The following is a 16,759-nucleotide window of genomic DNA, read 5'->3' as shown; positions in this document are numbered from 1 at the left end:
CGTCACCGGGTTGTCCGCGCGGCCCGGCGGCAATTGCCGAGCAGAGCCTCCTGGGCAGCCTTCACCTTGCCGGGGTCGCCGCCCCAGACACTGAGGGCCTCGCTGACCAGCGCGCGGCCGAAGGAGAAGGTCACCGGCCACGAGCGTGCCGGCACGGCCTTCAGCTCATCGAGGAACGCGCACGCGTCTTCGGTCGGGTGCCCGCCGGAGAGAAATGCAATCCCTGCCACGGCGGCAGGAACCTCGTCGCGGAGGACGTCGAAGGTCGCGGCGGCGACCGTGCGCGCGGTCGCCGCCGACGCCGCGAGGCCAGGCGTCACGAAGTTCGGCTTGAGCACGATGCCGGACAGCTCGACGCCGGCCTGCGCGAACTCTTCGAAGACGGCGTTCAGGGCCAGGCGCGACGCCCGGGCGGACTCGCCGAGGGAATGGCCGCCGTTGCAGAGCACCTCGGGCTCGACGATCGGGACGATGCCGTGCGCCTGGCACGAGGCCGCATAGCGAGCGAGTGCGTGACCGTTGGCCCGAGCGGTGTACGGCGTGATCGTGGCGACGTCGAAGACCGCCCGCCACTTCGCGAACGCCGCGCCACGTTCGGCGTACGACGCGAGCCGGTCGTCGAGTCCGTCGAGTCCCTCGGTGATGAGGGCGCCGTCGTGGCCGGGCAGTTCCTTCGTGCCGGTGTCGACCTTGATGCCCGGAAGGATGCCCAGCTCTCGCGCGGCCACCGGGAAGGGCCGGTCGTCACTGAGCGCCTGCCCGAACGTCTCGTCGCACCAGATGACTCCACTGACCGATTCCGACAGGCCTTCGGCGGTGACCAGGAGCTCGCGGTAGTCCCGACGCGTGGTCACGCTCGGCGGGATGTCCTCGTTCTCGAGGCGGGCCGACATGGTTCTGATGGATTCGTCGGCTGCGAGGATGCCGCGGCCGGCCTGGGTCAACCGGCGGGCGGTGTCGGAGAGTGTCGCGAGGTCAGCTGGCAGCGTTGTGGTCATGGTGAGCAGCATCTGACCGTACTGCGTGCCTTCGCCTCACCCCGTCGGGCGATGCCGGGTGTGAAATGCCGCCGCCCCCACCAGTTCCGGGTCGCACACGTGCCGCAGGAACAGCCGGGTCGCCGCTGTCGGCTCTGCAGTCGTGCACAGGTGCCACGGACGATCCACGGGCGTGCCCTGGACGGAGTACTGCGCGAGGTGGCCGGCGTCCAGCTGGTCCCGGACGGCCTCCTCGTGCACCAGCGTGACGCCGAGTCCCTGGCGTGCGGACGCGACCGCGGCTCCCGAGGTACCCAGCGTGAGGAGCGGTGGTGAAGCCTGCAGGCGGGTCAGTAGCGACAGCGTGGTGTCCCGGGTGCCCGACCCCTGTCCGGTGAGTAACCACGTTGTCGTGAGTGGGTCCGCACGAAGGCCGGGGCGTCCGACGAGCACGAGCCGGTTCGCCCTCCGGGCCCTGGTCAGCAGCCCCGATCCACGGGGTGGACGGCCGGCCAGCACCACGTCCACGGCGTGGTCGACCGCAAGCGAGAACAGCTCGTCCCGGGGCAGGACGGAGAGCGACAGTTCGACGTGGGGGTGTTCCTCGGCGAAGGAGGCGATGAGCGGTGGCAGGACGTACTCGCTCGCCGTCGCGACCGTGCCGACCCTCAGCCGCCCCCGCCCGGCCTCCCGCACGGCGCCGGCCGCCTCGGTGAGCAGACCGAGGAGCTTGCGGACGTACGACGCGAACGTCTCGCCCGAGTCGGTCGGGACGATGCCGCGGCCGGCCTTGCTGAACAAGGTGGTGCCAAGTGCCGACTCCAACGCAGCGATCGCCGCGGACACCGCGGGCGGCGTCACATGCAGGGTCTCCGCGGCCGCTCGCACGCTGCCGGCCTCGTAGACCGCAAGGAAGGTCTGGAGGCGTCCCCAAGTGGCCGCGGCCGGCAGGTCGGTGCTTCCGGCGATCTTCATAGTTCACCGATGCCTTATCTATAACAAGTAAAGATTCAATTGTAGGTGATGCATCGTGCCACCCAGACTGGACCCACGGCAGGTTGACGAGATCGAGAGGGAAGAGCCGATGACGATCATCGAGAACGGCGCGAAGACCAAGGAACGCTGGGATCCGGGCGTGCAGAGCTATGCCGGGATGGGTTACTGGAACCCCGACTACATTCCGAAGGACACCGACGTGCTCGCGGTCTTCCGGGTGGCACCGCAGGACGGCGTGGAGCCGATCGAGGCCGCGGCCGCGGTCGCCGGCGAGTCGTCGACCGCGACCTGGACCGTGGTGTGGACCGACCGGCTCACCGCGAACTCCCACTACCAGGCCAAGGCGTACCGCGTCGAGGAGGTGCCGGGACGGCCGGGTGAGTACTTCGCCTACGTCGCCTACGACATCGACCTGTTCGAGGAGGGGTCGATCGCGAACCTCACTTCGTCGATCATCGGCAACGTCTTCGGGTTCAAGCCGCTGAAGGCGCTGCGGCTGGAGGACCTGCGGATCCCGGTCGCGTACGCCAAGACGTTCCAGGGCCCCGCGCACGGGATCGTGATGGAGCGCGAGCTGCTGAACAAGTACGGCCGCCCGTTGCTCGGCGCAACGATCAAGCCCAAGCTCGGGCTGTCCGCGCGCAACTACGGACGCGTCGTGTACGAGGCCTGCCGCGGCGGCCTGGACTTCACCAAGGACGACGAGAACATCAACTCCCAGCCGTTCATGCGCTGGCGCGACCGCTTCCTCTACTGCATGGAGGGGGTGAACAAGGCGATGGCGGAGACCGGTGAGATCAAGGGCCACTACCTCAACGTCACCGCCGGCACGATGGAGGAGATGTACCGCCGCGCCGAGTTCGCCAAGGAACTGGGCAGCGTCGTCGTCATGATCGACCTGACGATCGGCTACACCGCGATCCAGTCGATGGCGCACTGGGCCCGGGAGAACAGCATGCTGCTGCACCTGCACCGGGCCGGCCACTCGACGTACACGCGGCAGAAGTCGCACGGCGTCAGCTTCCGGGTGATCGCCAAGTGGTGCCGCCTGATGGGGGTCGACCACATCCACGCCGGCACGGTCGTCGGCAAGCTCGAGGGCGACCCGGCGACGACCCGGGGCTACTACGACACGCTGCGCGAGAACCACGTGCCGGCCAACCCGCAGAACGGGATCTTCTTCGACCAGGACTGGATCTCGATGCCCGGCGTCATGCCGGTGGCGTCGGGTGGCATCCACGCGGGCCAGATGCACCAGTTGCTGGACCTCTTCTCCGACGACGTGATCCTGCAGTTCGGCGGCGGCACGATCGGTCACCCCTACGGCATCGCGGCCGGGGCGGAGGCGAACCGCGTCGCGCTCGAGGCGATGGTCAAGGCGCGCAACGAGGGACGCGATCTGCTCCGCGAGGGACCCGACGTACTGCGGAACGCGGCGAAGACCTGCGCACCCCTGGAGGCGGCGCTGTCCACCTGGGGCAACGTCACCTTCGACTACACCAGCACGGACGCACCCGACGTCGTACCGACCGCACTGCCCTCCGCCTGACCCGAGCCACCGACAGGAGCACGCCATGAAACTCCGCCACGGAACCTTCTCCTACCTGCCGGACCTCACCGACGAGGAGATCGCCGCGCAGATCCGCTACGCCCTGCAGCGCGGCTGGCCCGTCTCGGTCGAGCACACCGACGACCCGCACCCGCGCAACGTCTACTGGGAGATGTGGGGCCTGCCGATGTTCGACCTCGTTGAGCCGGACGGGGTGCTTGCCCAGCTCAACGAGTGCCGGGCCACCTTCCCGAACCACTACGTGCGCGTGCTCGCGTACGACGCGAGCCTCGGCCGGCAGACCACCGCCATGCAGTTCCTGGTCCAGCGCCCGGCCGAGGAGCCGGGCTTCCTCCTCACCCGGATCGAGGGCGTGGACCGGACCCAGCGGTACGCCGTCACGTCGTACGCCACGAGCCGCCCGGCCGGGGCGCGGTATGTGAGCGGATGACCGTCATGGACACGCCCAACGGGTTCGGCTATCCCCGTCCGTCCGCCACCGGCGCGGCTGGACCGGGGCCCGAGGAGCAGCCGGCGGAATCGGTCACCCTCGCCGACGACGCGGAGCTCGACCTGTCCGCGGACGAGGCCGCCGCCCGCGTCGAGCAGACCCTGGCCTCACTCGACGCGGAGCTGGTCGGCCTCGCGCCGGTCAAGCGCCGGGTCCGCGAGATCGCCTCGCTGCTGCAGGTGGACCGCGCCCGCCGTCAGTTCGGGCTGACCTCGTCGCGGCCCACCCTGCACATGAGCTTCACGGGTGGGCCGGGCACCGGCAAGACCACGGTCGCCCTGCGGATGGCGGCGATCCTCCATGCGCTGGGCTACATCCGTGCGCCGCGCGTGCACACCGTCACCCGCGACGACCTGGTCGGCCAGTTCATCGGCCACACGGCACCGAAGACCAAGGAGGCGATCGCTCGCGCCGCCGGGGGAGTGCTGTTCATCGACGAGGCCTACTACCTGTTCCGCCCCGAGAACGAGCGGGACTACGGGCAGGAGGTCATCGAGATCCTGCTCACCGAGATGGAGAACGAGCGCGGGGACCTGGTGGTGATCTTCGCGGGGTATCCCGACCGGATGACGACGTTCTTCTCGGCGAACCCGGGGCTCAGCTCGCGGGTCCCTCATCACATCGCGTTCGACGACTACAGCTACCCGGAGCTCCTGCAGATCGCCGGTCTGATGGTCGCGTCGGAGAACTTCCGGTTCGACGAGGCGGCCCACCAGGCCTTCTCCGAGTACCTCAGCCGGAGGATGGAGCAGCCTCGGTTCTCCAACGCGCGGAGCGTGCGCAACGCGATCGAGCGGTCACGTCTGCGGCAGGCTCGCCGGCTGGTCGAGCTGCGGCGGCCGCTGCGCAAAGAGGACCTTGTGACGCTGACGGCCGACGACATCTACGGGAGCAGCGTGTTCCTGGACTCGACTGACCAGAGCGGGTGAGGTCACCCGTCCCTCCAGCTCATCCCAGACGGCGTCGAAGCGGGCGCAGATCAGCCTGGTCAGGTGCCCCGCGGGACCCGTGCGCGGGAGGCAAGGATGCGGACGGGTCGGTGCTGCCGCGATGGCCAGCGTGAAGTGGTTGCGCAGACGCCTCTCGTCTTCGGGGCCGAGGTGCCGCCTGAGCATCGCCACCAGGCGGCGCTCGGCGGCGAGGGTCTGGGTGAGCCGGCTGCGCACACCGTTCCAGACCGAGGTCCACGAGTGGTGGACGGTCTGGGCGCCGCCGTACTGCTTCGCCTTCGCGCGGACCAGCATCCGCTCGAGCCGGCGGGACAGACGGATGAAGTCCCGAACCTCGGCCCGTCCTCCGTGGAGGTGTCGCTTCACCGCGGGGAGCAGGACCCGCGCCGTCGCGGCTCCGTGACGACTTGCCGCGGCGAGGAATCTGTCGGTGTTGTCGCGCACCTCGCCGGGGATCGCCGCGGTGTTCTGGCGGCAGGCCGCCCGCTGCAGCAGCCCCACCAGGGCCGCGTGTCGTTCCTCGACTTCACTCAACAGGATCTGCATCGGAGCACCTCCGGGGTCGGGACGTGCTCTGAGTGTCCAGAGTGTTTTCACAATCGCACAAGGTTGAACTTGCCCTCACCCACCGCCTCACCCCTCCGGTCGATCCCAGCACGGAGGACGTGCCGTGGAATGACCGCGAAGCCCGGACGTTTCTGGGATGACCGCGGGTCCGGCAGGTCGACGCGAGGAGGGTGGCGTGCGCGGATTCGGCGATCTGGAGGCCGCTGTCATGGACCGGCTCTGGTCGCGTGACGATCCCGCCACCGTGCGGGAGGTTCTCGACGACCTGCGCCGCGTGCGGGAGCTCGCCTACACGACGGTCATGACGGTGATGGACAACCTGCATCGGAAGGGCTGGCTGAGCCGGCAGCTCGACGGCCGCGCGTATCGCTACCGGCCGGAGTCGACCAGGCCGGAGTACTGCGCCCGCTTGATGCGGCAGGCCCTCGACGGCAGTGGGGACAACACCAGAACCCTGCTGCGGTTCGTCGAACGGATGTCACCGGCCGATGCCGAGGCGCTCCTGCGCGCGCTACAGGAGCACCCCAGCAGCCGGATGTGACTAGGCGGCGAACCCGCGCTCGACGGGGACGCCGACCAGCGAGCCGTACTCGACCCAGGAGCCGTCGTAGTTCTTGACGCCCGGTCGGTCGAGCAACTCGCTGAGCACGAACCAGGTGTGAGCGCTGCGCTCGCCGATGCGGCAGTACACGATGGTCTCGCTCGCGTTCGGATCGACCGCCGCCTCGCCGTACAGGCGGCGTAGCTGCTCGTCAGACTTGAACGTGCCGTCGTCGTTGGCGGCCGTGGACCAGGGGACGTTCCTGGCCGTGGGCACGTGACCGGCCACCTGAGGCTGCTCCTGGGGGAAGTGTGCCGGGGCGAGGATCTTGCCGGAGAACTCGTCGGGCGATCGGACGTCGACGATGGGTTTGGTGCCGATGGACGCGATCACCTCGTCGCGGTACGCGCGGACCGAGGCGTCGGGCTCCTGAGCGCGGTACTGCGTGGCGGGTCGGCTCACCGCTTCGGCGGACAGCTCACGACCGTCGAGCTCCCACTTCTTGCGTCCTCCGTCGAGCAGGCGGACGTCGCGGTGGCCGTAGACCTTGAAGTACCAGTAGGCGTAGGCGGCGAACCAGTTGTTGTTGCCGCCGTAGAGGATGACGGTGTCATCGTTCGCGATGCCCTTGCGGGACAGCAGGGCCTCGAAGCCGGCCTTGTCGATGAAGTCGCGGCGGAGCGGGTCCTGGAGGTCCTCCCTCCAGTCGAGCTTCACGGCACCGCGGAGGTGGTTCTTGTCGTAGGCGCTGGTGTCTTCGTCGACCTCGACCAGCACGACGCCTGAGTCGTCGAGGTGTTCCAGAATCCAGTCGGCGTCGACAAGTACGTTCGAGCGGCTCATAGCTTCTCCCTGGCAAATGGGGGTGGCGTCGGGGATTCATGCCTCGTCCCGGGCGCCACAAGATGATTAGTATACTAATGATTAGTATGCCAGTTGTTGTACCGTGGACTTCTGACGTCTCACGGAGGTGCCCCTTGGTCGACTTCGGCGAGAATGCCGACCCGCTGGACCTGGAGAACCAGGTGTGCTTCGCCCTGGCGGTCGCCTCGCGCGGCGTGATCGCGGTCTACCGCCCGCTGCTGGAGCCGATGGGGCTGACGCATCCGCAGTACCTGGTGATGCTGGCGCTGTGGCAGCACGCGCCGTTGTCGGTCAAGGACCTCAGCCGGTTGCTGCAGCTCGAGCCCGCCACGTTGTCGCCGCTGCTCAAACGCCTCGAGGCCAGTGGGTTCGTCCATCGCCCGCGCGCCAGTGAGGACGAGCGCGCGCTCGCGGTCACCCTCACCCCGGCGGGATGGCGGTTGCGCAACGAAGCCGAGAAGATCCCGGCGGCGATCGTGGGACGCCTGGGGATGGAAGTGAGCGAACTCCAGCACCTGCATCAGGTGCTCACCCAGGTGATCGCCGCCGCCAACGAGGCCAACACCTCCCACCGGGCCGCACGCGGACAGACCTCTGCTCCGTAGGGCCCTCTCAGGCGAGATCCGTGTCGCTGGCGCGCGCCACCCACTGCGCGAAGGATTCTCCCGCTGTGCGCTGATCGGCGTAGCGGCGTACGACCCGCTCGATGTAGTCGGCGGCGTCGGCCGAGCGGACCTTGTTGCCGCGGACCTTGCGGCCGAAGGCGCCGTCGAATCCGAGGGCACCGCCGAGGTGTACCTGGAAGCCGTCTTCCTGGCTGACGTCGGAGGCCGGCAGGGCCATGCCCTTCAGGCCGATGTCGGCGACCTGGATCCGCGCGCAGGAGTTCGGGCAGCCGTTGAGGTGGATGCTGATCGGGGACTCGAGAGTGTCCTGGACGTCGGCGAGCCGCTCCTCCAGTTCGTCGATGAGCCGGGCGGCGCGTGCCTTCGTCTCGACGATCCCGAACTTGCAGAACTCGTCTCCGGTGCACGCCATGGTGGCGCGTCGCCAGGGCGACGGGCGCGCGGGCAGGCCGATCGCGCCGAGCTCGGCGATGAGCTCCTCGACGTGCGCGTCGGGGACGTCGAGCACGACGAGTTTCTGCAGGGGAGTGATCCGGACCCGTCGTGAACCTGCTCGTTCCGCCGCCGCGGCCGCCGCGACCAGCCGGGTCCCGCCGACCCGGCCGGCGACCGGGGCGACACCGACGGCGTTGAGCCCGTTCTTCTGCCGCTGCACCCCGACGTGATCGCGGGGCCGTGACAACTGCGGCGGAGGTGGTCCGTCGATCAGCCCGCGCTGCAGGTACTGCTCTTCGAGGACCGTCCGGAACTTCTCCACACCCCAGTCGGCCACCAGGAACTTCAATCGCGCCTTGTTCCGCAGCCGGCGGTAGCCGTGGTCGCGGAACAGGGCGACCACCGCTTCCCACACCTCGCCGACCTCGGCCAGCGGCACCCACGCGCCGAGCCGCTGGGCGATCTTCGGATTGGTCGACAGCCCGCCGCCGACCCACACGTCCAGGCCCGGCCCGTGCTCGGGATGGTCCACACCGACGAACGCGACGTCGTTGATCTCATGGGCCACGTCCTGCAATCCGGAGATGGCTGTCTTGAACTTGCGGGGCAGGTTGGAGTACTCGGGGTTGCTGAGCAGCCGTCCGGTGATGTCGGCGACGGCGGGGGTGATGTCGAGGACCTCGTCCTCGGCGATCCCGGCCAGCGGCGAGCCGAGCACGACCCGTGGGGTGTCGCCCGCGGACTCGACAGTGGTCAGACCGACCTCCTCGATCCGCCGCCAGATCTCCGGGACGTTCTCGACGTACACCCAGTGCAGTTGGACGTTCTGCCGGTCGGTCAGGTCGGCGGTGTCCCGGGCGAACTCGCGGGAGACCTCGCCCAGCACGCGGAGTTGCCGGGTGGTCAGCGCGCCACCGTCGATCCGGACCCGCATCATGAAGCAGTCGTCCTCGAGATCCTCCGGCGCGATCGACCCGATGCTGCTGCCGGGGATCCCCGGTTTGCGCTGGGTGTACATGCCCCACCAGCGGAACCGGCTGCGCCGATCGGTGAGGTCGACGCCGGCGATGCCGGTCCTGCTGTACACCTCCTCGATGCGGCGCCGGACGTTCAGCCCGTCGTCCTCCTGCTTGATCCGCTCGTTGTCGTTGAGCGGCTGGCGGTCACCAGCCGCCCACTGGCCCTCCGAGCGCACCTTCCGCTGAGCCGATCCAACGCTCTCCGTCACGGTTCCCCCTATAGTTAGGGCACGAATCATTCGTGTACGATCAAACCACGAGCCGGGCCGCGTCGCCGAGCCCGGACGAATGCTGAGACCGGCCGAGGCGGTGGCACGAAATCGACATCGACATCACCAGCAACCCAGGGACCGTCTTCGAAGCAGTTGGTGGTGAGGAACCCATCCGCCGACTGGTTCACCTCTTCTACCAAGGGGTGGCGGAGGACCCGCTAATGCGCGCCATGTATCCGGAGGAAGACCTCGGCCCGGCAGAGGAACGCATGGCCCTCTTCCTCATCCAGTTCTGGGGTGGCCCGCGCAGCTACAGCGAACGCCGCGGCCATCCCCGTCTGCGCCTGCGCCACGCACCGTTCCGCGTCGACCGCGCGGCCCACGACGCCTGGCTCCACCACATGCGCACCGCTCTCGACACGCTGCACCTGCCCGCGCCCATCGAACAGCAACTGTGGAACTCCCTCACCACCACAGCCGCGGTGATGATCAACACCCCCGAGGACCCCGCCTGACAACTGGGGCCTCTCCCGTCACCGCAGCGGAGCGCGGACGCTGCGGCGCCCTTGCCGATCGAGTGGACGCGATCCCTACCATCGATCATGGGCGCGTCCAGGGATCACCCGCGTTCCGTCTTACATGGTCGGCGCAGCGAGTGCGAGGCGCTGGCCGGGCTGCTGGACCAGGTGCATGCGGGCCGGAGTTCCGTGCTGGTTCTGCGCGGCGAGGCCGGCTGCGGCAAGTCGGCGCTGCTTGACTTCATCTTCGAGCGCGCGTCGGGGTTCCGCGTCGCACGAGTCGTCGGCGTCGAGTCGGAGATGGAACTCGCGTTTGCCGGCCTGCACCAGCTCTGTGCGCCGATGCTCGATCGTGTCGGGGAGCTGCCGGTGCCACAACGGGATGCGCTGCGCGTCGCCTTCGGGCTGCAACGGGGCGACGCTCCGGATCGCTTCCTTGTCGGCCTTGCCGTCCTGAGTCTGCTGGCCGGTGTGGCGGAAGGACAGCCACTGGCTTGTCTGATCGACGACGTGCAGTGGCTCGACAGGGCCTCAGTACAGACTCTTGCGTTCGTTGCGCGACGCGTGGAGGCCGATCCTGTGGCCTTGGTGTTCGCCGTGCGTGAGTCCAGCGACGAACCCGAGCTGACGGGCCTGCCAGAGCTGAAGGTCCACGGGCTCGGCGAAGGCGACGCCCGCCTGGTCTTGGCATCAGCGATTCGCGGACGCCTCGACTACCAGGTGCGGGACCGGATCGTGGCCGAGACGCGCGGTAACCCGTTGGCGTTGCTGCAGTTGCCCCGCGGGCTGACGCCGGCGGAGCTGGCGGGCGGCTTTGGTCTGCCGGCCACGGAGCCAGTAGAGAGTCGGATCGAACAGAGCTTCCACCGGCAGTTCCAATCACTTCCGCGCGACACGCAACGGCTTCTGCTCACCGCGGCCGCTGAGCCGATCGGCGATGCGACGCTGTTGTGGCGTGCGGCCGAACTGCAGGGGATCGGAGCCGGCGCGGCCGCGCCGGCCGTGGCCGTGGGGTTGGTCGAACTCGGCGCCCGGGTCAGGTTCCGTCATCCGCTCGTCCGCTCGGCGGTCTACCGGCCGGCGTCCTTGGCGGACCGGCAAGCGGTGCATCGGGTCTTGGCCGAGGCGACCGATCCGGAGGCCGATCCCGATCGTCGCGCGTGGCATCGTGCCCGTGCGACGTCGGGTCCTGACGAGGCGGTGGCCGACGAACTGGAGCGCTCTGCCGACCGGGCGCGGGCCCGCGGTGGCGCGGCCGCGGCGGCCGCGTTCCTGGAGCGAGCGACCGAGCTCACGCCGGATCCTGGGCGCCGGGGAGCGCGTGCGCTCGCCGCCGCTCAGGCCATGTTCGATGCGGGCGCGCCGAACGCGACCGAGGCGTTGCTGGCGACGGCCGAGCTGGGACCGCTCGACGACCTCCGGCGCGCTGGGCTGGAGCGGCTGCGCGCGGAGGTGGCGTTCTCACTGAGACGCGGCAACGACGCTCCGCCGCTGCTCCTCAACGCCGCCCAGCGTCTCGAGGCGCTGGACCCGGAGCTGGCGCGTGAGACTTACCTCGAGGCGCTAGGAGCAGAGATCTTCGCCGGCCGCCTCAGCAGCGGCCGCGGCGTGGTCGAGGCGGCCGAGGCCGCCCGCACCGCGCCGCGCGCACCGCAGCAGCCACGGGCGATCGATCTCCTCCTCGATGGTCTGGTGTCACGCTTCACCGAGGGCTACGCGGCAGGCGTGCAACCGCTCGAGGAAGGGCTGCGGGCTCTTCGCCGGGAGGAGGGCCACAGTCAGGACCACATCCGCTGGCTCTGGCTCGGGTGCCGCATTGCCGTTGATCTGTGGGACGACGAGTCATGGCATGAGCTGGCCACCCGCCAGGTGCGGCTCGCCCGCGATGCCGGCGCGCTGGCGGTCCTGCCGATCGCGCTCACCTACCGTGCCGGTGTGCACGTGCACGCCGGTGAGTTCTCTGCCGCGGCGCAGCTGATCGACGAGGCCGATGCGATCACCGAGGCAACCGCTGGCGTCCCCCTCATGTACACCTCCCTGGTGCTCTCCGCCTGGAGTGGTCAGGAGGCCCAGGCCTTGGCGCTGGTTCGGGCCAGTGTCGAGGATGCGACCGGCAGAGGTGAGGGAAGGGCGATCGCCTTGGCGGAATACGCGACCGCGGTGCTGTACAACGGTCTCGGCCGCTACGAGGATTCGCTCGCTGCCGCCCAACGGGCCTGCGAGCAGGACGATCTGGGTCTCTTCGGCTGGGGCCTGGTCGAACTGATCGAGGCGGCCGCGCGCAGCGGCAATCCGGAGATCGGTAGTGGCGCCCTGCGACGACTCGAGGAACGAGCACGCGCCGCGGGCACGGACTGGGCGCTCGGGATGGAGGCCCGCTCACGGGCGTTGCTGAGCGACGGCGACGCTGCCGACGCGCTCTACCGGGAGGCGATCGAGCGCCTCACCCGGAGCCGTATCGCCGTGCACCTCGCCCGAGCCCACCTCCTGTACGGCGAATGGTTGCGTCGCGAGAATCGGCGCCTGGACGCCCGCCGGCAGCTTGGCCGTGCCCACGACATGTTCAGCCGAGCCGGGGCCGAAGGGTTTGCCGAGCGTGCCCGCCGCGAGTTGCTGGCCACTGGCGAGTCCGTGCGCAAGCGGATGGCCGAGACGTTCGAGGAGCTGACCGCACAGGAGGCGCAGATCGCCCGGCTGGCCCGCGACGATCTCACGAACCCAGAGATCGGAGCCCACCTGTTCATCAGTCCTCGCACCGTCGAGTGGCACCTCGGCCACGTGTTCGCCAAGCTCGACATCACCTCCCGCAGACAACTGCGCCGCGCCCTGCCGGATCCGAGCCCGCCCACCTCGCCGGCGTAGACCGGGGATCGACCCCGGGGTCTCCCGGGGGCGATGTGGACGGTTCAAAGGTGACAGTGACTTCGTCACGTAGCCACACCCAGACAATCTCGCGAGGTCCGCATGCAGACAGGCACACAGGCGGCGCTCACGCTCGTAGGTCGAGCCCCGGTCCCTGTCGCTGCGATCGAGCCCGGTGGTACCGGTCCCGTGGTGGCCGAACGCCAGGTCACTCAGCTGTTCGGTCGCGAGCGCGAGCTCGCGGTGCTGAGCGAGCTCTTCGAAGACCTCGGCGGTCATGGCGGAGCGCTCGTCATCACGGGCGAGGTCGGTATTGGCAAGTCCGCTCTGCTCTCCGAGGCGAGGAGACGCGCGGAGCAGCTCGGTATGTCGGTGCTAAGCACTTCCGGAGCGCCCTTCGAGGCGCAGATGCCGTTCGCCGGCCTGCAACGACTGCTGTGGCCGGTCATGCAGGAGGTCAGCGGACTCCCGGAGCCTCAGCGTGCGGCCCTGTCGGTCGCACTTGGTGTGAGTGGCGGGCCGACGCCGGACACTTTCCTGGTCGCGCTGGCAGCACTGAACGTGGTCGCGGACCGAGCGGGTGAAGCCCCTCTTCTCCTCGTCGTCGAGAACGTGCGCTGGCTCGACGCCGCCACTCGGGATGTCCTCGCCTTCATGGCGCGACGGGTGGAGACCGAGCCGATCGTGTTCCTTCTCGCGGTCCGGGACGGGTACGCCACCTTTCTCGACGACGCAGGTCTGCGAGAGCTCCGACTCGAAACGTTGGACGACGCGAGCGCGAAGGCCCTTCTCGACGCCGGTGCTCCGAGACTTGATTCCGAGCTTCGACGGCGTGTGCTCAACGAAGCCGGCGGCAACCCGCTCGCGCTTGTCGAGCTTCCGCGGGCCCTCGACTCGAAGGAACGCGGTGGGTTGTCGACCACCGCCCCGTTGCCGTTGACACCGCGGCTGGAGCGAGCCTTCGCCGGTCGAGTGTCCGAGCTTCCGGCAGCGACGCGCTCGCTCCTCCTGGTCGCGGCACTGGACGAGGGCGCAGGTCTCAACGAGATCCTCGCGGCTGCGTCGCTCGTCGAGCACCGCACTGTCACGGTCGACGACCTCGCCCCGGCGGAAGCGGCCGGACTGGTGTCGGTGAACAGTGAGCGGCTCATGCACCCTCTCGTGCGGGCGGCGATCTCCTCTACCGCCGCGGTCTCGGTGCGTCAGGCAGCCCACCAGGCGCTGGCGGAGACGTGCGCTGCGGATCCGGAGCGGAGCGTTTGGCACCGGGCAGCGGAGTTGACGGGCCCCGATGAGGAAGTCGCTGCCGACCTGACCGCCGCCGCCGAACGGGCGCTACGCCAAGGGGCACCTGCGTGGGCGGCAGCGGCACTCGAACGGGCGGCGCAGCTCACTGAGCTCGCATCCAGTCGCGGCCACCTGCTGGTCCGTGCCGCCGAGATCGAGTTCGAGCTCGGGCGCTCGGATCTCGCCCGCAGGCACGTTGCGGAGGCGAAGGCGTTGGAGCTCGGGCAGGAGGATCGGACACAGCTGACGTTCATGCTCGACGCGTCCGATCAGGACAGCTGGTCGAGCGCCGACGGATTGGCGGCCCTTGCCGAGCTGGCAAGCGAGATGACAACCGCGAACGGGCCGGCGCCGGCGTTGAAGTCTCTGCTGACGGTGGCCCTGGGCTGCTGGTGGGGGAATCCCACGCAAGAGACCCGCGATCTGGTCGTGGCCGCGGTGGAAAGCCTTCCGGTCGCGGAGGATGACCCTGCCCGGCTCGCGGTTCTCGCCTGGGCCGATCCGGTGAAGCAGGGCGCGTTCGTCATCGACCGGATCGCACAGCTGAGACCGGATGCGACCGGCGACCCGGTAGCTCTGCATCTCCTCGGCGCAGCCGCGTCAGCGGTGTGGGCGTTCGACCTCGCCCTGGGCTTCCTCACCAGCTCTGTCGACGGTCTGCGCGCGCAAGGCCGGTTCGGGTTGCTTGCCCAGGCGCTAGTTGCCCAGTCGTGGGCGGCGATCCATCTCGCAAAGGAGACACTCGCCCTGTCGGCAGCCGACGAAGCCGCCCGGCTTGCCCGCGAGACCGGCCAATCTGGTTGGGCGCTGGCTGCCGATCTTGCCATCGCGGTCCTGGCCGGCGAGCGCGGTGACTCCGGGATCGCGGACGCCCTGGCCGATCGAGCGGAGAAGGAGCTGTTGCCGATCGGCCCGCATGCGATGCTCTCGCTGGTCCAGTTCGCGCGTGGCCGCGACGCCATCGCCCAGCAGCGGTACTCGATCGGCTTCGAGCATCTGAGGCGGATACTGGACCCCAGGGACATCGCCTACCATCCCTTCGTCGGCGCCTGGGCGCTCGCCGACCTCGTCGAAGCCGCGGCATGCTCCGGGAACATCGACAAGGCACGGCTGTACCTCGAACAGCTCGAGTCGCTGGCCGCCGCGACCTCAGGACCGTTCCTGCGGGCCACACTCAGCTACGCGAGGCCGCTTCTTTCGCCCGACGACAAGGCCGAGGAGCTCTACCAGGCGGCCTTGAGCGCCGACTTGTCCGACTGGCCCTGCTACCGAGGACGCCTGTTGCTCAACTACGGTCGGTGGCTCCGCCACCAGGGACGAGTCGCCGACTCCCGCGCGCCGCTTCGAGCCGCCTGGGAGAACCTCGATGCCCTCGCGTTCGGCGGGCTGGCTGAGGCGGCGCGTCAGGAGCTCCGTGCGTCGGGAGAGACGAGCATGCCCCGAACACCCGATGAGAGAGATCGCCTGACGCCTCAGGAGCTGCACATCGCGCAGCTCGCCGCGAGAGGATTGAGCAACCGCGAGATCGGCCGGCGTCTCTACCTCTCGCACCGGACGATCGGCTCCCACCTCTATCGGCTCTTCCCGAAACTCGGCATCAGCTCGCGCTCGGAGCTCGCCGGCGTCTTGTCCACCGCCGTACCCGACGAGCTGGGCTGATCAGCGCGCCGCTGGGACGACGAAGGGGAAGACGGCCTGGCTGCGACCCGGATCGGCGGTCAGGCCGCTGGTAACGGCCGAGTTCGTCGCGAGCGAGAACATGATCTCCGCTGTGTTGTCGGCGAGCCGGCGGCCGTTGAAACCGGAGAACCCGAACAACGCCGGCGTACCCACCACGTACCGGACCAGGTCGGGGACGATCCGCTTCAGCACGTCGGCGGCGTAGCTCTCGGGACGATCAGAGGTTCCTCGACGACGAACCACCGAAGCCACCAGGTCGGCGATGACCGGTCCGTACTGCGCGACATCGTCAGCGGGATGTGTCTCGTTGGAGTGACTCGCCTCGTCGGACTCGGCGTCGCGGAAGATCGGCCAGATCATCGGCAATGCGGTCCGTCCCACCTGTCGCCAGCCGCCTGCATCGGTCGCCAGTTTGCTGGTGCACCAGGTGGCGATGCGACGCCCCGCGGTGAACGCACCAGCCCCCGTCGGCACCGTGAGCACGATCGATCGGACCGTCGCACCTGCGAAGGTGTCTTCCGCCACGCCCGCGACCCACCGGGTCAAGTCACCATCCTGGCCGTGCAGGACCGTCTGATCGACGACGTCGAGCTGCTTGAGGTCGAGGAAGAACGGCTCGATCGCCTCTCCGGCCCATACCTGACCGCCCTCGGTCGTCTGCAGCACGTCGCCGGTGACGCCGTGGGCGATCACCGGTCCGCTGCCGGCATCGTCCAGAGCTGCCGGGCCCGCGAGCAGCTCTACGGTGAACGGCTGTCCGGAGTCCTCCGTCGGGTCGAAGGCAAAGCGGTAGGTCAGGGCTTCCCGCTCGTCGCCGTCCAAGTGGACCTTGAACTCGTAGCGGGCTTCGGGGTGGAACGGGTCCGCGCTCGGGTCACCGGCGAGCGACGTCCGGATGTTCATGATCAGGACCGTGCTGGCACCCGAGTCGAAGACGTAGTGATCGGTGATGTTCAGCCGCGGGTCCTTGCGAGCGAGCGGCGAGTCGAGGTGGTGGGACATGTCGGTTCCCTTCCAGGTAACGGATGTGGCGACGGCGATCTCGTCGAACCGCCTCCGCCACTGTGACGCGTTCGCGCCGCGCGAGGCTTGGGTCATTCGACTGCTTCGATGTCGCCGATCTCGACTGCGCGCGTCGCAACGGGCCAGGTGCAGTCGGATGACT

Annotated in this window: 13 protein-coding genes; 8 read left to right on the top strand and 5 right to left on the bottom strand. The window is 69.1% G+C overall.

Annotated features, from left to right (window positions below; genetic code table 11):
• Positions 1-2: 2 nt before the first annotated feature.
• Complete coding sequence (locus EV644_RS00635) at positions 3-998, bottom strand: class I fructose-bisphosphate aldolase (RefSeq protein ID WP_132187473.1); 996 nt, start codon at positions 996-998, stop codon at positions 3-5.
• Positions 999-1,034: 36 nt separating this feature from the next.
• Complete coding sequence (locus EV644_RS00630) at positions 1,035-1,952, bottom strand: LysR family transcriptional regulator (RefSeq protein WP_132187474.1); 918 nt, start codon at positions 1,950-1,952, stop codon at positions 1,035-1,037.
• 109 nt (positions 1,953-2,061) lie between these two features.
• On the opposite strand from EV644_RS00630, the gene EV644_RS00625 reads away from it, so the two are divergent.
• The 4 genes from EV644_RS00625 (at position 2,062) to EV644_RS00610 (ending at position 6,091) form a co-directional block, all read left to right on the top strand.
• Positions 2,062-3,522: a form I ribulose bisphosphate carboxylase large subunit gene (locus EV644_RS00625; protein WP_132187475.1), complete on the top strand. Its 1,461-nt coding sequence runs from the start codon at positions 2,062-2,064 to the stop codon at positions 3,520-3,522.
• A 25-nt stretch (positions 3,523-3,547) separates the two neighbouring features.
• Positions 3,548-3,973 (top strand): ribulose bisphosphate carboxylase small subunit, encoded by a 426-nt coding sequence (locus EV644_RS00620; protein WP_132187476.1) that lies wholly within the window; start codon positions 3,548-3,550, stop codon positions 3,971-3,973.
• Complete coding sequence (locus EV644_RS00615; RefSeq protein ID WP_199239583.1) at positions 3,970-4,962, top strand: AAA family ATPase; 993 nt, start codon at positions 3,970-3,972, stop codon at positions 4,960-4,962. Before EV644_RS00620 ends, EV644_RS00615 begins: the two co-directional genes overlap by 4 nt.
• Positions 4,963-5,725: 763 nt before the next feature.
• A complete protein-coding gene (locus EV644_RS00610) occupies positions 5,726-6,091 on the top strand; it encodes a BlaI/MecI/CopY family transcriptional regulator (RefSeq protein WP_255511273.1) in 366 nt (121 codons plus the stop codon).
• On the opposite strand, the gene EV644_RS00605 is transcribed toward EV644_RS00610, so the two are convergent.
• Positions 6,092-6,934 carry a sulfurtransferase gene (locus EV644_RS00605; RefSeq protein WP_132187478.1) on the bottom strand — a complete coding sequence of 281 codons (843 nt, stop codon included), beginning with the start codon at positions 6,932-6,934 and terminating at the stop codon, positions 6,092-6,094.
• 134 nt (positions 6,935-7,068) lie between these two features.
• Between EV644_RS00605 and EV644_RS00600 the strand changes: the two genes are divergently transcribed.
• Entirely contained in the window at positions 7,069-7,560 is a 492-nt protein-coding gene (locus EV644_RS00600) for a MarR family winged helix-turn-helix transcriptional regulator (RefSeq protein WP_241997871.1), read from the top strand.
• Positions 7,561-7,567: 7 nt separating this feature from the next.
• Here the strand turns inward: EV644_RS00600 and EV644_RS00595 are convergent, their stop codons facing one another.
• Entirely contained in the window at positions 7,568-9,244 is a 1,677-nt protein-coding gene (locus EV644_RS00595) for a nitrite/sulfite reductase (RefSeq protein WP_241997873.1), read from the bottom strand.
• A 110-nt stretch (positions 9,245-9,354) separates the two neighbouring features.
• On the opposite strand from EV644_RS00595, the gene EV644_RS00590 reads away from it, so the two are divergent.
• The 3 genes from EV644_RS00590 to EV644_RS00580 all read left to right on the top strand — a co-directional run bounded on the left by EV644_RS00590 (position 9,355) and on the right by EV644_RS00580 (position 15,573).
• Positions 9,355-9,762 carry a globin gene (locus EV644_RS00590; protein ID WP_132187481.1) on the top strand — a complete coding sequence of 136 codons (408 nt, stop codon included), beginning with the start codon at positions 9,355-9,357 and terminating at the stop codon, positions 9,760-9,762.
• An 87-nt stretch (positions 9,763-9,849) separates the two neighbouring features.
• On the top strand, positions 9,850-12,627 hold the full coding sequence (locus EV644_RS00585) for an ATP-binding protein (protein ID WP_132187482.1): 2,778 nt from the start codon (positions 9,850-9,852) through the stop codon (positions 12,625-12,627).
• A gap of 192 nt (positions 12,628-12,819) precedes the next feature.
• The gene (locus EV644_RS00580) at positions 12,820-15,573 is read left to right on the top strand and encodes an ATP-binding protein (protein WP_199239582.1); all 2,754 of its coding nucleotides are present in this window, start codon (positions 12,820-12,822) and stop codon (positions 15,571-15,573) included.
• Here the strand turns inward: EV644_RS00580 and EV644_RS00575 are convergent, their stop codons facing one another.
• Positions 15,574-16,692 carry a DUF4331 family protein gene (locus EV644_RS00575; protein ID WP_132187484.1) on the bottom strand — a complete coding sequence of 373 codons (1,119 nt, stop codon included), beginning with the start codon at positions 16,690-16,692 and terminating at the stop codon, positions 15,574-15,576. It abuts the gene before it with no gap.
• Between the last annotated feature and the right edge of the window lie 67 nt (positions 16,693-16,759).

The organism is Kribbella orskensis, assembly GCF_004342085.1.
Lineage (GTDB): Bacteria > Actinomycetota > Actinomycetes > Propionibacteriales > Kribbellaceae > Kribbella > Kribbella orskensis.
This window is presented reverse-complemented; position numbering and strand designations above follow the sequence as displayed.